The sequence below is a fragment of the Rhodococcus sp. IEGM 1241 genome, from assembly GCF_033142365.1.
GTDB classification, from domain to species: Bacteria; Actinomycetota; Actinomycetes; order Mycobacteriales; family Mycobacteriaceae; genus Rhodococcus_F; species Rhodococcus_F erythropolis.
The window spans coordinates 1,674,940-1,688,981 of the sequence record NZ_JAWLSE010000001.1 but is presented as its reverse complement, the minus strand read 5'-3'; the positions used below and the strand labels follow the sequence as shown (position 1 = coordinate 1,688,981).

The following is a 14,042-nucleotide window of genomic DNA, read 5'->3' as shown; positions in this document are numbered from 1 at the left end:
TCCTTAACCGCGCACGGGGCTATTCGCCTCCAGCCAGCCGAACGAAGGCTGCTGCGTCGAGCATCTCGCCACGCGTCTGTGGCTCGATGCCGGCAGCGAGGAGCCGTCGCTCGGCCTCGGCAGGCGAACCTGCCCAACCACTGAGCGCGGCACGCAAAGTCTTGCGGCGCTGCGCGAATGCGGCGTCGATGGCAGCAAAGACCTGCTTGCGGTGCTTCTCGTCCATCGGCCACGGCGGCTCCGCGTACCGGTCGATACGAACCAGTCCGGATTCCACCTTCGGCACCGGCCAGAAGACGTTGCGTCCGACGGCCCCGGCGCGGCGAACCTCGCCGAAGAAGTTGGCCTTGACGCTGGGAACGCCGTAGATCTTGCTTCCCGGATCAGCCGCCAGGCGATCGGCAACCTCGGCTTGCACCATCACGAGTGCGGTCCGCAAACTCGGAAGCGACGCGAACAGATGCAACAGCACCGGCACCGCCACGTTGTACGGGAGGTTCGCGACAAGCGCGGTCGGCTCGCCGGGAATCTGTGAAGGCAGCACACGCATCGCGTCCGCTTCGACGACGGTCAGTCGATCGGCCAACTCCGGCGCTCGCTCGGCCACCGTCTTCGGGAGGCGAGCCGCGAGGTTGGGATCGATCTCGACCGCGATCACACGATCGACGACGTCCATCAGCGCCATCGTCAGCGAACCGAGACCCGGCCCCACCTCGAGAACGACATCGTCACGAGTGACGCCTGCCGTGGTGACGATGCGTCGCACGGTATTGGCGTCGTGAACGAAGTTCTGCCCCAACTGTTTCGTGGGCCGGACACCGAATTCCTCGGCAAGAGCGCGCACCTCGACCGGACCGAGCAGGGCTGCCTGCCCGCGCGGAGTAGCGATGGGTTCGTTCGATTGTTCGGCGTCTGACACCAGTAGAACTTATCCCAGTCCGAGGCGACCCGAGCACGACGGCCATGCGCCCCAGCCCTGAGTGCGCTGCGTTTGCGTCGCGATCGCGATCTGCTCTTCACGGGTTGCGAGGTCGGCGCGAGGCGCATACTTCAACCCGCCCTGCCGTTCCCACGTGTTCTGGTCGAACTGCACGCCGCCGTAGAAACCGTTGCCGGTGTTGATAGCCCAGTTGCCGGTGGCCTCGCACTGTGCGAGCGCGTCCCACGTCGAACCGTTCTCCACGGGCGGCACCTCGGTGCCCGGCTTCGTTCCCACGCGCACGACCTTCGGCTGCGCCGGTGTGGTGATCGTCTCCGATACCTGTCTACGTCCGGCCTCGACACCGTTGACGAGATTCACGGCGAACGTCACGTCACGCACGCCGGGAACGCCCGGATTCTCGACGATCGTGCGACTCTGGTTCATCGTCGGATCCTCGATGCGCTGATCCGGCGGATCGAGCGGCAAGGTCTCGACTTTGTTCTCGGTGCGGTTGCGCGTCACCGTGACCTCGAGGCCCTCGGTCAGCGGAGCGTCGGCGGCGGGAACCACCGTGTCCGACTGCTCGAGCGGAGTGCCGTTGGCCGTAAGGAACTCGCCCACCGTCGGTGCCGCGATACGCACGTCGGCCGCCGCGTTTGCGCCGTCGACCAGTTTTGCGACGACAGGTGTCAAGACGTCGAGCGCGGCGCCGTCGAGCGGGAGACGCTGCGAGCGCGACGCCGACACGTGCACATCCGCTGAGACATCCAACTGCTTGAGCGCGTCGTCGACGGTCAAGGCGGTGGTCCAGAGCTTCTGCGGCTGTCCGTCGACCGTCAGCGTGATCTCACGAGCACGACGGAGCACCACGGTGTCGCCGTCGGACAGCGACGCGTCGGCCGCGGGAGCAACCGCATCCTTGTCACCGATCGGGTAACCCGCGTCCTCGAGAGCGCCGTCGACGTTGGTCGACATGGTGCTCAGGTGAATCTGCTCACCGTCGACGTCGAGGGTGATGGTCTTGTGCCGGACGACGGCCAGAACGCCACCCACGAGAACCGTCAGGAGAAGAGCGGCGATCGCCGAGTACAACAACGGCGACCTGGTCGAGTTGATCTTGGCGAACGGTGACATGGGTTCCTGAGTTCTGTGTGGAGTGTGGGCGCGTCAGCGCAGGCCCAATTTGCTGGTGCAGGACGGCCACGCACCCCAGCCCTGACCGGCGCGGACCTTCTCGCCGATCGCGATCTGCTGTTCACGTGATGCGAGGTCGGCGCGCGCTGCGTACTGACCGCCGCCGAATGCTTCCCAGGTGCTCTGGGTGAACTGAAGTCCTCCGTAGAAACCGTTGCCCGTGTTGATGGCCCAGTTTCCGGTCGCTTCGCACTGAGCAATGGAGTCCCACGTCGACGCGTTGGACACAGCGGGCGCGGAAGTCTGCTTGGTTCCGACCTTCACCACTGCTGCGACCGGTTCCTTGATCACGGTCGCGGACAGTTCGGTTCGTCCGGCCTCGACGCCGTTGACGGTCTTGACCTCGACGGTGGCCGTGCGCTCGCCGGCAACACCCGGGTTTTCGACGACGGTCTTGTCCTTCTCGAGCTCGGGATCTTCGACCTTGTTCTCGGGCGGCGCGATCGGCTGCGTCTCGACGCGAGTGTCCGTGCGGTCGCGGGTGACCTGGATGGTCAGGCCGTTGGTAACGGGTGTGTCAGCGGTGGGAACCACCGAGTCGGCCTGCTCGAGCGGCGCATTCTTGGCCGCGAGAAGATCACCGACGGTTACGGCGGCGAGCTTGATCTCGGCCGCCGGAGCACCACCGTCGCTGACGCTGACGGTCTTCGGGCTGACGACGTCGAGCTCGGTGCGTTCGAGGGGCAGACGATGCGAGCGCGAAGCCGAGACTGCGAAGTCGTCGGAAACATCAACCTGCTTCAGTGCCTCGTCGACCGTCAATGCCGTGGTCCAGATGGTCGTCGGCTGACCGTCCACGGTCAGCGCCAACTCACGGGCACGGCGCAGTACGACGGTATCGCCGTCGGACAGCGAGGAATCGGCGCTCGGAGCGAGCGCGTCCTTGGGATCGACCGGGTATCCGGCGTCCTCGAGAGCGGTACCGACGCTGCTCGACATCGTGGACAGCGAAATCATGTCGCCGTCGACGTCGAGGGTGATCGTCTTGTGCCGAACCACGGCGAGTGCACCTCCGACGATGAGCGTCAGAAGCAACGCACCCACCACTGAATAGAGAAGTGGTGACTTCGTGGAGTTGATCTTGGCAAAAGGCGACACAGGAAATCCCAAGGCAGACGACGTTCGATCACAATACGGTAACGACCGAGCGTTGTATCGGCAACCAAATCACAACGAAATGCGACTTTTGTCACGGAACGGCAACGGCGTGTCGTGTGTTCTACACTTTCCGGCTCCGATACCCGTGTATCGATTCAGCTCTGGGCGCAGTATGTTCTCGTCTGGTTCAAAGCAGTCCGGCGATCCCGGGCGCGACAGAAGAAAGCTGGGCGATAGTGCGAAGAAGATTCGACAGACCACGTAATGCCAGGTGGCCGATCCTGGCCATCCTGCTGGCGCTGATCGCAGCGCTGTTCGCCCCCGGAATCGCGAGCGCGCAACCCGGTCGCACCTACACGATCGCCACCGATCTGACATTCGCCCCGTTCGAATTCGAGAACGAAGACGGCAAACTCGTCGGCATCGACATCGATCTCCTCAACGCGATCGCCGAGGACCAAGGTTTCAAGGTCGACATCAAGCAGCTCGGCTTCGACGCTGCGCTTCAGGCCGTGCAGGCCGGGCAGGCGGACGGCGTCATCGCCGGCATGTCCATCACCGACGCCCGCAAGCAGGTTTTCGACTTCTCCGACCCGTACTTCGAGTCGGGCGTGCAGATGGCGGTCCTCGAGACCGACAACGACGTGAAGTCGTACGAGGATCTGAAGGGCAAGCGCGTCGCCGTCAAGAACGGCACCGAGGGCGCCAGCTTCGCCGAGTCCATCAAGGACCAATACGGCTTCACCACAGTCTATTTCGCCGACTCCGCCAGCATGTACGACGAGGTCCGCACCGGAAACTCCGTCGCAGTCTTCGACGACTACCCCGTCCTCGCCTACGGCATCACACAGGGCAACGGCCTCAAGACGGTCACCGAAAAAGAGGTGGGTGCGAGCTACGGCTTCGCAGTCAACAAGGGCCAGAACGCCGAACTGCTCCAGATGTTCAACGCTGGACTGCAGAACCTGCGCGACGACGGCCAGTACGACGAAATCGTCTCGACCTACCTCGGTCAGGGCGCGTCGACGTCGGACAACTCCATCATCGGCTTGATCAAGAGCACCTATCCCCAGCTCCTCAAGGGCCTGTGGTTGACGATCGTTCTCTCGGTCGTCTCGATCGCGATCGCTCTGGTCCTGGGTGCGATCTTCGGTCTCTGCCGCGTGTCCACCAACATGTTCGTCCGAGGTATAGGCACGACCTACGTCGACATCTTCCGCGGCACACCGCTGTTGGTGCAGGCGTTCTTCATCTACTTCGGCATCCCGGCAGCCCTGCATTTCCAGATGTCCGCCTTCACCGCAGGCATCATCACGCTCTCGCTCAACGCCGGTGCGTACATGGCTGAAATCGTCCGCGGCGGCATCTTGTCCGTCGACAAGGGACAGATGGAGGCGTCACGAAGCCTGGGCATCAGCTACATGAAGTCGATGCGAAAAGTCATCATGCCGCAGGCAATTCGCACGATGATCCCGTCGTACATCAACCAGTTCGTCATCACCCTCAAGGACACGTCGATCCTGTCGGTCATCGGACTCGCCGAGCTCACTCAGACAGGGCGCATCATCATCGCGCGCAACTTCCAGTCGTTCAACATGTGGCTGATCATCGGCGTCATGTACTTCATCATCATCATGGCGCTCACCAAGCTGTCGAACCGCCTCGAGAAGAGGATCAACAAGTGACCGAAACAGCCGTCAACATGGGCAAGTCCGACACCGAGGTCAAGATTTCGGTCAAGGGACTGAAGAAGTCGTTCGGCGACAACGAGGTCCTCAAAGGCCTCGACGTCGACATCAAGAGCGGTGAAGTGGTCTGCGTCATCGGGCCTTCCGGTTCGGGTAAGTCCACCTTCCTGCGCTGCCTCAACCGCCTCGAAGACATCACCGCCGGCTCCGTGCGCGTCGACCAGTTCGACCTCACGAACACGGACGTCGACATCGACAAGGTGCGCCAGCACATCGGGATGGTGTTCCAGCACTTCAACCTGTTCCCACACATGAGCGTCGTCGAAAACGTGATGCTCGCCCCGGTGCAGACCGGGCGATCGACCAAGGATCAGGCTCGCGAGATCGCCGTCAAACTGCTCGGCCAGGTCGGTCTCGCGGAGAAGGCAGATGCCAAGCCCGCCAGCCTGTCCGGTGGGCAGAAGCAACGTGTGGCCATCGCCCGCGCACTGGCGATGAGCCCGGACATCATGCTCTTCGACGAGGCCACCAGCGCTCTCGACCCCGAAATGGTGGGTGAGGTTCTGCAGGTGCTGCGCGACCTCGCCAAGCAGGGCATGACCATGGTCGTCGTGACCCACGAGATGGGCTTCGCCCGTGAGGTTTCCGACCGAGTCATCTTCATGGCCGACGGATACATCGTCGAAGAAGGTAAGCCGGAGAGTCTGTTCGGCAACCCCCAGCAGCAGCGCACCCAGGACTTCCTGGCGAAAGTTCTGTAGGGGCAAGCCCCCTGTGCGCCTTTTTGGTAGTGGGGACTACCGGAAAGGCGCACGGGTGGTGGCCAATTCGACGACAACAGCCGTCTCCATCCAGCCACGACGACCGGCAACCAGTGATGACATGCCGCGAAAAGACCGTGGGACCTTCTCGACTCGAACATGATCGATGCTCCCAGGTACCAACACCCAGTGTCTGGGTTCTTGTTCGACAAATTCGCCGCGCTCGAGTCGGATCGAGAGAACGATCCCGGCAGTAGGTTCCACGTCGTCGGGAAAGATTCCTCCATGAACCGACCCGTCGAACCACAGCGAGTCAGGTATCGGGTGCAAAGCCCACGAAGATTTTTCGCCGACCACCGGCAACGGTGCACAGCACTCTAATTCCCACGTTTCGATGCGGACTGTGACCACGTTGTAGTCATTCATCTGAAATACCCCGCGCAGTAGACGGACCGGGACACGACGATCCCGGGCGCGGAGTTACCTGTCGAACCAGAATAGCGTCAGATCTTGTAGACGCGCTCCGCTGTCGCCGTGGACGCCGCTGCCAGGGCCTGCGGATCCTCGCCGCGGATGTCTGCGAGTGCACGCACTGTGTACGGCAGGCAGTACGACTCGTTAGGCGCACCGCGGAACGGGTGCGGCGTCAAGAACGGCGCATCCGTCTCGACGATCAGCTGATCCGACGGCACCAACAGCGCGGCCTCACGCAGCGCCTTCGCATTCTTGAAACTCACGGTTCCCGAAAAACTCAACACGTACCCGGCGGCGATGCACTCCCGCGCCATCTCCGAATCCGAGGAGAAGCAGTGGAACACCACTGTCTCCGGCGCGCCTTCCTCGTTCAGCACCCGCAGCAAGTCCTGGTCGGCTTCGCGGTTGTGAATCATCAGCGTCTTACCGAGACGCTTCGCGAGGTCGATGTGCCACCGGAAACCGTCGACCTGCTCCTCGATCGTGGCGCACCCTTCGAGCTTGCCTGGCCAGTAGAGATCCAGCCCAGTCTCCCCCACCGCGACGACCCGCGGATTGGACGCCAACCGTTCGATCTCGGCCCTGGTGTCGGCATCCAGGACGTTCGCCCTGGTCGGATGGATTGCGACGGCTGCGTAAACCCTCGAATCCCAGTTCGCAGCGTCGACGGCAAAGCGTGCAGCATCGAGGTCGTCGGCCACCGTGACGACCCGTCCGACGCCGACGGCCTCGGCTCGATCGACTATTTCGGCCACGGTCGCAGCGTCGTGTGCGCCGCACGCGTCGAGGTGCGTATGGGCGTCGATCAGAGGCGACAAGGGCTCAGGGGCATCGGGGGCGGGACGGTCTTTGCTCACGCCCGATAGAGTAAGCCCACCATGACTGTGCCTGCCTCACCCTCCCAGACCCCGCGCCCGGACTCCGCCGCCCCGGAAGGCGCGGAACGATCGCCGTTCTACATCACGACAGCGATCGCGTATCCCAACGGCGCTCCGCACATCGGCCACGCGTACGAGTACATCTCCTCGGACGCGCTTGCCCGCTTCAAGCGTTTGGACGGTCATGAAGTGTTCTTCATGACCGGTACCGACGAGCACGGTCTGAAGATGCAGCAGACAGCGATCAAAGAGGGCATCGACGTACGCGAACTCGCGGCTCGCAACTCCGACGTGTTCCAGAACCTCGACAAAGTCCTGAACGTCTCGTACGACCGGTTCATCCGCACCACGGACGCTGATCACCAGGTCGCCAGCAAGGCGATCTGGGAGAAGATGGCCGCATCGGGCGACATCTACCTCGACACGTACTCGGGTTGGTACTCGGTTCGGGACGAGGCCTTCTACACCGAAGCCGAGACCACGCTTCTGGAGGACGGCACCCGTCAGTCCACCGAGACCGGCACCCCGGTGGAGTGGACCGAGGAGTCGAACTACACCTTCCGTCTCTCGGCGTACGGGGAGCGTCTCCTCGCGCTGTATGAAGAGCACCCCGAATTCATCGCCCCCACGACTCGCCGCAACGAGATCGTCAGCTTCGTCAAGGGCGGCCTCAAGGACATCTCGATCTCGCGCACCACGTTCGACTGGGGCGTCAAGGTGCCGGGCGACCCGGACCACGTCATGTACGTCTGGGTAGACGCCCTCACCAACTACCTGACGGGCGTCGGATACCCGAACGTCGACTCGGAGGAGTTCAAGAAGTTCTGGCCCGCGAGCCTGCACATCATCGGCAAGGACATCACGCGGTTCCACACCGTGTACTGGCCGGCATTCCTCATGTCTGCCGGCATCGAACTGCCGGAGCGGGTGTTCGTCCACGGCTTCTTGTACAACAAGGGCGAGAAGATGTCGAAGTCCGTCGGCAACGTCGTCGACCCAATCGCGATGGTCGATCAGTACGGCCTCGACGCGGTCCGCTTCTTCTTGCTCCGCGAGATCTCGTACGGTCAGGACGGCAGCTACAGTCACGAAGCGATCGTGACGCGCATGAACGCTGATCTCTCGAACGAACTCGGCAATCTCGCGCAGCGTTCGCTGACGATGGTCGCGAAGAACTGCGACGCCCAGGTACCCACCCCCGGCGAGTTCACCGAGGACGACCTGGCGATGCTGGCATCGGCGGATGCCCTGCTTGCCAAGTGCCGCAGCGAGTTCGACGTGCAGGCTCTGCATCTCGCACTGGAAGCCATCTGGGGCGTTCTCGGCGAGACCAACCGGTACTTCTCCAAGCAGGAACCGTGGGTTCTGCGTAAGACCGATCCGGCACGCATGGCGACGGTTCTGTACGTGACGCTCGAAGTGGTCCGTATCGTCGGGCTTCTCGTTCAGCCGGTGATGCCCGACGCGGCGTCACGCATCCTCGATCTGCTCGGCCAGAGCGAAGAGAACCGGCAGTTCGCCGACATCGCGGTTCGCATCGACGCCAACCGGAAACTGCCTGCTCCGGCGCCAGTTTTCCCCCGCTTCGTCGAGGAATGAGCTAAGCGAGAGTGCCGCACGTGGGGTCCGAGATATCCGGTTACAGGCGGATGTGTCGGACCCCACGTGCACACTCCAGCCATGACGACGAATAGAACATACATTCGAACCAGCGCTTCGGCGCAGACACTGCCATGGAACGGAGCGCGGGTGTCCACTCAGGAGGTCAGCCCTCAATCCGTTTCCGCGGTGCGAGATCTCGTTTCCGAACTGTCCGCAGCGTACGACCGCGGATGGCAGCCGGCGGATCTGATTCATCTGGCGCGTCGAAGCAAAGAAGCGTCCGACGCCGATCTCGCCGCCACCACCATCCTGTTCGATGCGAAAGCGTCGCGCGCCTCCGATCGCGCACCGCTCGAATGGGTGGGGCAGTTGCAGACGATCGGCGAACAGTATCCGAAGTCTCGGCACATCGCTTCTCGAATCACCGTGGACGACGACGTTTTTCGCTCCCTCGCCGCCGGCCTTCTGTTCCAGGATCCCTACTTCCTTGTTTCGCAGATCGTCGACGTCGCGCGATCGTGGATGCGCCTACCTCAGTGGACGGTGTTGCTCGCGCCACCATCCACCTGGCCGTCGCAACGGACCGACACCACCTATGCCGGCGTCGGTGATACCGAGGTCGACTCCAAGGTACTCAAGCGAATTCGTGGATTACTCGCCAAAGCGGAAGCCACCAACTTCGCGGAAGAAGCCGAGATTTTCACCGCGAAGGCTCAGGAGTTGATGACCCGGTACGCCATCGATTCCGCGCTGCTCCACTCTCGCGCCGGGGTCACCGACACATCCGTGAATGCCCGACGCATTCACATCGAGAACCCGTACGTGAAGGAAAAGGTTCACCTCCTGACCGAGATCGGCGAATCGAATCGAGTCAGGACTGTCTGGTTCAGCGACATTGCACTCGCGACCGTCGTCGGCACTCCGGTCGACCTTCAGCAAGTCGACATGCTGTTCACTTCCTTGCTCGTACAGGCAACCCGTGCAATGCAATTCGCCGACTCGAGCAATCGTGGCGGCTCACGCACCACCTCGTTCCGCAAGGGATTCCTGGCCGGGTTCGCCAGCCGCATCGGACACCGCCTGCGTGACGCCGGCACCAAAGCCACCGCCGAAGCGGCCGACGCGGCATCGATGGACGTCGCGGATCTTCTGCCGATCCTGGCCACCACTTCCGAGGCCGTCGACGCCGAATTCGATCGATTGTTCCCGACAACCCGCAAAACTCGCGGACGGTCCGTCGACGCCGAAGGCTGGCACGCCGGCCAGGCCGCAGCCGACGACGCCAACCTGCGTCCCGGCGCACCCGCCGTGAACCGCTCCCGCTAGTCCTTTCGAGCGGCCAGTACCGTCTCGTACAACTCACGCTTGGAGACTCCGGCCGTTGCGACCAGAGCACACGCGTCCTTCAATCGTGCTCCCCCCTCGACCAGCCTTTCCACCTCGTCGACCAGATCGGCAGGATCAGATGCCACCAGTACTGCGCCTTCGAGCACCACCGTGATCTCTCCGCGAACGCCCTCGGCCGCCCAAGTAGCTAACTCTCCGAGAGTGCCGCGCTTCACTTCCTCGTAGGTCTTGGTCAATTCCCGGCACACGGCCGCGCGGCGATCGGGCCCGAGAACTTCCACCGCATCTGCGAGGCAGTCGGCAAGGCGATGGGGTGCTTCGAAGAACACACACGCTCGCTGCTCGGTTGCCAGGGCCGAAAGCCAGGTCTTGCGCTGCCCCTGCTTTCGCGGCGGGAATCCGTCGAAGCAGAACCGCTCCACCGGCAAACCCGAGAGTGCCAGCGCCGTCGTGACCGCCGACGGGCCCGGGAGACACGTGACGGCGAGGTTCTCGGCTACGCAGGCGGCAACGAGGCGATATCCGGGGTCACTGACCGACGGCATGCCTGCATCGGTGACCAGCAGGACGGTCTTGCCTTCGGCCACGTCGGCGACCAACGCGGGCAGCCGCGAAATCTCGACCTGGTCGTAGAAACTGACGATCTTCCCGGTGATGGTGACGTCGAGCGCGGACGCCAGAGACTTGGTGCGTCGTGTGTCCTCCGCAGCGACGACGTCGGCGGTTGCGAGAGCAGACCGAAGACGCGGGGACGCGTCACCGACATCTCCCATGGGTGTTGCGGCGAGTACCAAACGACCAGTCATACCTGACAGCCTACGATTGCCAGGTGACTGTGCAGACGGACGAGCGGCCAACGCCCGCCACGAGCGATCGGGTAGTGCGTAGTCCCGGCCCGCTGGTACCGGATCCTGATTTCGGCCCGACCGACAGATTGCGCGGCTGGATCGTCACCGCTTTCATCACCGTCATCGCGGCGATCACCCGCTTCACGATGCTCGCCTACCCGACCGACGCCGGCACACCTGTATTCGACGAGAAGCACTACGTTCCGCAGGGCTGGCAAGTTCTGACCGGCGGTGGCATCGAGGACAATCCCGGTTACGGATTGGTGGTGCACCCGCCGATCGGTAAGCAGATGATCGCGATCGGCGAAGCACTCTTCGGTTACAACGGTTGGGGGTGGCGATTCTCGTCAGCCCTGGTCGGGACGCTGATGGTCCTGCTGATCATCCGGATCGTCCGCCGCATGACGCGGTCCACGCTGATCGGGGCGATTGCCGGAATCCTGCTCATCGTGGACGGCGTCACCTTCGTCTCCTCACGCCTGGGGATGCTGGACATCTTCCTGGCCTTCTTCGTCCTCGCCGCCCTCGGATGTCTGGTGGTTGATCGTGACCAAGTCCGCGAACGGATGGCGAAGGTGTACGAGGAAGGTCGAATCGGCGATTCCGCCTGGGGTCCACGGCTGGGTTTCCGGTGGTGGAGGTTCGGCGCCGGCATCCTGCTCGGTCTGGCATGCGGAACCAAGTGGTCCGGCATGTACTTCATTCTGTTCTTCGGATTGCTCAGTGTTGCCTTCGACCTGTCAGCGCGCCGCGCATACCGCGTGCAGCGCCCCTGGGTCGGCACCGCAGTTCGCGACATCGGTCCAGCTCTGTATGCGCTGGTGGTCATTCCGCTCGGTGTGTACCTCGCGAGCTACTGGGCCTGGTTCACCAGCGAGACCGGCGTGGACCGTCACGCCGTCGGTAACGAGATCGGTGAGGGCGGCACGTGGAGCTTCATTCCCTCCGCACTGCGTTCACTCTGGTACTACAGCGGAAACGTTCTCCAGTTCCATGCCGGTCTGACCAACTCCGCCGGAAACCACCACCCGTGGGAGTCGAAACCGTGGACGTGGCCGATGGGGCTACGACCGATGCTCTACTACTACGCCGACGGCGAGCAGGTCACCGGTTGCGGGGCCGCCAGCTGCGTCAAGGCCGTGATGCTGATCGGCACACCGGCGATGTGGTGGCTGGCACTACCGATGTTGGCGTGGGCGATCTGGCAGACGTTCGTGCGCAGGGACTGGCGATACGCCGTGGTCCTGACGGGCTACGGCGCCGCTTACCTTCCGTGGTTCGCGACGCTCGACCGCCAGATGTACTACTTCTACGCAGTTGCACTCGCCCCGTTCATGGTCATGGGATTTGCGCTGGTCCTCGGCGATGTTCTGGGCAAGGCGAGCGCGTCCGTCGAGCGTCGTACCACCGGACTTCTTGCCGTCAGTCTGTACATCGGTCTGGTCGTGGCCAACTTCGTCTACCTCTGGCCGATACTCACCGCCATGCCGATCACGCCGGAATCGTGGCAAAACCATCTGTGGCTGCCTAGCTGGAAATAGTGGGACAGACGAAGGAGGCACCGAACCTGGTTCGGTGCCTCCTTCGCTTCACGATTACTCTGTCGGCTTACCGACGCGACGTCCCCGCCTCGGGCGTAGGAGAGCACGTTTCTGCTCCTTCGCCGCAATGATGATCGGGTCGTGCGAAAGATCCTTGTACAGCGAGAAGCACAGTCCGATCATGACCAGCACGAACGGCGCCGCAGCGATGATCGTCATGGTCTGCAAGCCGTCGAGCGCTTCGGAGCCACCGGTCCACAGCAGAAGCGCCGCGACGCCACCGGTCAACATGCCCCAGAAGACCACAACCCAGCGACTCGGTTCGAGCGTTCCGCGCTGCGAGAGCGTCCCCATCACCATCGACGCAGCGTCTGCGCCGGAAACGAAGAACACTGCCACGAGCAGCATGACGAGGACAGTCGTCACTCCGGCCAACGGCAGATTGTCGAGCATGCCGAACAGTTGAGCCTCTTCCGAGCCTCGGCCGGACAAGCCGATTCCGTCACGTTCCTCGCCGATGCCTGCGCCGCCGAAGATCGCGAACCAGAGCAAGCTGACAGTCGTGGGAACGGCGATGACGCCGACGATGAACTGGCGGATCGTGCGGCCGCGGCTGATGCGTGCCAGGAACATGCCGACGAACGGCGTCCAAGACACCCACCATGCCCAGTAGAAGATCGTCCACGACGAAAGCCACGCGCCCGTTTCAGGATTCGACGACGCACCCGTGCGGGCGGACATCTGGGCGAGGTCGGAAACGTATGCGCCAATGGTCGTCGGGAGCAGATTGAGAATCAGCACGGTCGGCCCGAGAACGAACACGAACAGCGCCAAGATCAGCGCGAGCACCATGTTGATGTTGGAGAGCCACTGAATTCCCTTGGCCACACCGGAAACTGCCGAAGCGACGAATGCCAGGGTCAGCACCGCAACGATGGCCACGAGCAGGAATACGCCGGCTTCTTCCATCCAGCCGACTACCTCGAAACCGGAGCCGATCTGAAGTGCGCCGAGCCCCAAAGATGCTGCGGTACCAAAAAGTGTGGCAAAGATCGCCAGGATGTCGATGACCTTGCCGATCGGCCCTTCGGCCTTGCGACCGAGCAACGGAATGAAGGCCGAACTGAACAGTTGCTTGCGTCCTCGGCGATACGACCCGTATGCAATGGCAAGGCCCACAACGGCATACATCGCCCAAGGATGAAGACCCCAGTGAAACATGGTGGTGGCCATGGCAGTTCCGACGCCACCGTCGGTGCCGGGAGGCGGAGTCACGTAGTGCGCAAGCGGTTCCGCGACACCGAAGAACATGAGGCCGATCCCCATGCCGGCGCTGAACATCATCGCGATCCAGCTGACGGTTCGGAACTCGGGCTTCTCACCGTCCTTGCCCAGCGGAATGTCGCCGAATCGACTGACCGCGAGGTAGATGGAAAACAGCACGAAAGCCGAAGCTGCGAGTACGAAGAGCCAGCCGATGTTCGTCACCAACCAGCCGAGAACACTTCCGGTTACCGAATCGAGGTTGTCGGGAGCTACGAGGCCCCACACGACAATAGCCAGCACCGCGGCAGCCGCCACGGAAAACACCACGTAGTCGGTCCGAACGCCTACTCGAGTAAAGCCCGTCTCCGGGCGCTCTTCGTTGGCCCCGGAATCTTGTTCGGATCGATCAGATTTCGTCACCAT

The 14,042-nt window shown here is 62.9% G+C and carries 12 protein-coding genes; 5 read left to right on the top strand and 7 right to left on the bottom strand.

The features are described from left to right. Positions 1 to 19: 19 nt before the first annotated feature. The 3 genes from rsmA to R4P70_RS08160 are packed head-to-tail and all read right to left on the bottom strand — an operon-like array spanning position 20 to position 3,214. The gene (gene rsmA / locus R4P70_RS08170) at positions 20 to 919 is read right to left on the bottom strand and encodes a 16S rRNA (adenine(1518)-N(6)/adenine(1519)-N(6))-dimethyltransferase RsmA (protein WP_003946263.1); all 900 of its coding nucleotides are present in this window, start codon (positions 917 to 919) and stop codon (positions 20 to 22) included. Between the two features lie 9 nt (positions 920 to 928). Beyond that, positions 929 to 2,056 carry a transglycosylase family protein gene (locus R4P70_RS08165; protein ID WP_317830642.1) on the bottom strand — a complete coding sequence of 376 codons (1,128 nt, stop codon included), beginning with the start codon at positions 2,054 to 2,056 and terminating at the stop codon, positions 929 to 931. A gap of 33 nt (positions 2,057 to 2,089) precedes the next feature. Further along, entirely contained in the window at positions 2,090 to 3,214 is a 1,125-nt protein-coding gene (locus R4P70_RS08160) for a resuscitation-promoting factor (RefSeq protein ID WP_019744700.1), read from the bottom strand. 236 nt (positions 3,215 to 3,450) lie between these two features. Between R4P70_RS08160 and R4P70_RS08155 the strand changes: the two genes are divergently transcribed. Together R4P70_RS08155 and R4P70_RS08150 are read left to right on the top strand one after the other, a co-directional pair. Continuing rightward, positions 3,451 to 4,899 (top strand): amino acid ABC transporter substrate-binding protein/permease, encoded by a 1,449-nt coding sequence (locus tag R4P70_RS08155; RefSeq protein ID WP_020908609.1) that lies wholly within the window; start codon positions 3,451 to 3,453, stop codon positions 4,897 to 4,899. After that, entirely contained in the window at positions 4,896 to 5,663 is a 768-nt protein-coding gene (locus R4P70_RS08150; RefSeq protein ID WP_317830641.1) for an amino acid ABC transporter ATP-binding protein, read from the top strand. The genes R4P70_RS08155 and R4P70_RS08150 overlap by 4 nt, the downstream gene beginning before the upstream one ends. Before the next feature lie 36 nt (positions 5,664 to 5,699). On the opposite strand, the gene R4P70_RS08145 is transcribed toward R4P70_RS08150, so the two are convergent. Both R4P70_RS08145 and R4P70_RS08140 read right to left on the bottom strand, forming a co-directional pair. Further along, positions 5,700 to 6,089 carry a DUF6578 domain-containing protein gene (locus R4P70_RS08145; protein WP_317830640.1) on the bottom strand — a complete coding sequence of 130 codons (390 nt, stop codon included), beginning with the start codon at positions 6,087 to 6,089 and terminating at the stop codon, positions 5,700 to 5,702. Between the two features lie 77 nt (positions 6,090 to 6,166). Continuing rightward, positions 6,167 to 6,994, bottom strand: coding sequence for a TatD family hydrolase (locus tag R4P70_RS08140; RefSeq protein ID WP_317830639.1), 828 nt, complete (start codon positions 6,992 to 6,994; stop codon positions 6,167 to 6,169). 21 nt (positions 6,995 to 7,015) lie between these two features. Here R4P70_RS08140 and metG point away from each other — a divergent pair, with 21 nt between their 5' ends. Further along, positions 7,016 to 8,614 carry a methionine--tRNA ligase gene (metG, locus tag R4P70_RS08135; RefSeq protein ID WP_070385507.1) on the top strand — a complete coding sequence of 533 codons (1,599 nt, stop codon included), beginning with the start codon at positions 7,016 to 7,018 and terminating at the stop codon, positions 8,612 to 8,614. Positions 8,615 to 8,695: 81 nt separating this feature from the next. Continuing rightward, on the top strand, positions 8,696 to 9,943 hold the full coding sequence (locus R4P70_RS08130) for a DUF2786 domain-containing protein (protein WP_315873667.1): 1,248 nt from the start codon (positions 8,696 to 8,698) through the stop codon (positions 9,941 to 9,943). Here R4P70_RS08130 and rsmI read toward each other — a convergent pair. Beyond that, entirely contained in the window at positions 9,940 to 10,770 is an 831-nt protein-coding gene (gene rsmI / locus R4P70_RS08125; protein WP_019744707.1) for a 16S rRNA (cytidine(1402)-2'-O)-methyltransferase, read from the bottom strand. The genes R4P70_RS08130 and rsmI overlap by 4 nt on opposite strands. Before the next feature lie 23 nt (positions 10,771 to 10,793). On the opposite strand from rsmI, the gene R4P70_RS08120 reads away from it, so the two are divergent. Then, positions 10,794 to 12,353, top strand: a complete 1,560-nt coding sequence (locus R4P70_RS08120; protein WP_080909177.1) for a dolichyl-phosphate-mannose--protein mannosyltransferase — start codon at positions 10,794 to 10,796, stop codon at positions 12,351 to 12,353. 54 nt (positions 12,354 to 12,407) lie between these two features. Here R4P70_RS08120 and R4P70_RS08115 read toward each other — a convergent pair whose 3' ends face one another. Then, positions 12,408 to 14,042 (bottom strand): BCCT family transporter, encoded by a 1,635-nt coding sequence (locus R4P70_RS08115; RefSeq protein ID WP_019744709.1) that lies wholly within the window; start codon positions 14,040 to 14,042, stop codon positions 12,408 to 12,410.

Excerpts from the sequence above, each read along its gene's own strand:
- R4P70_RS08130 (WP_315873667.1), top strand. The coding sequence starts at position 8,696 with ATGACGACGAATAGAACATACATTCGAACCAGCGCTTCGGCGCAGACA.
- metG (WP_070385507.1), top strand. The coding sequence starts at position 7,016 with ATGACTGTGCCTGCCTCACCCTCCCAGACCCCGCGCCCGGACTCCGCC.
- R4P70_RS08165 (WP_317830642.1), bottom strand. The coding sequence starts at position 2,056 with ATGTCACCGTTCGCCAAGATCAACTCGACCAGGTCGCCGTTGTTGTAC.
- R4P70_RS08145 (WP_317830640.1), bottom strand. The coding sequence starts at position 6,089 with ATGAATGACTACAACGTGGTCACAGTCCGCATCGAAACGTGGGAATTA.
- R4P70_RS08115 (WP_019744709.1), bottom strand. The coding sequence starts at position 14,042 with ATGGTGACGAAATCTGATCGATCCGAACAAGATTCCGGGGCCAACGAA.
- rsmI (WP_019744707.1), bottom strand. The coding sequence starts at position 10,770 with ATGACTGGTCGTTTGGTACTCGCCGCAACACCCATGGGAGATGTCGGT.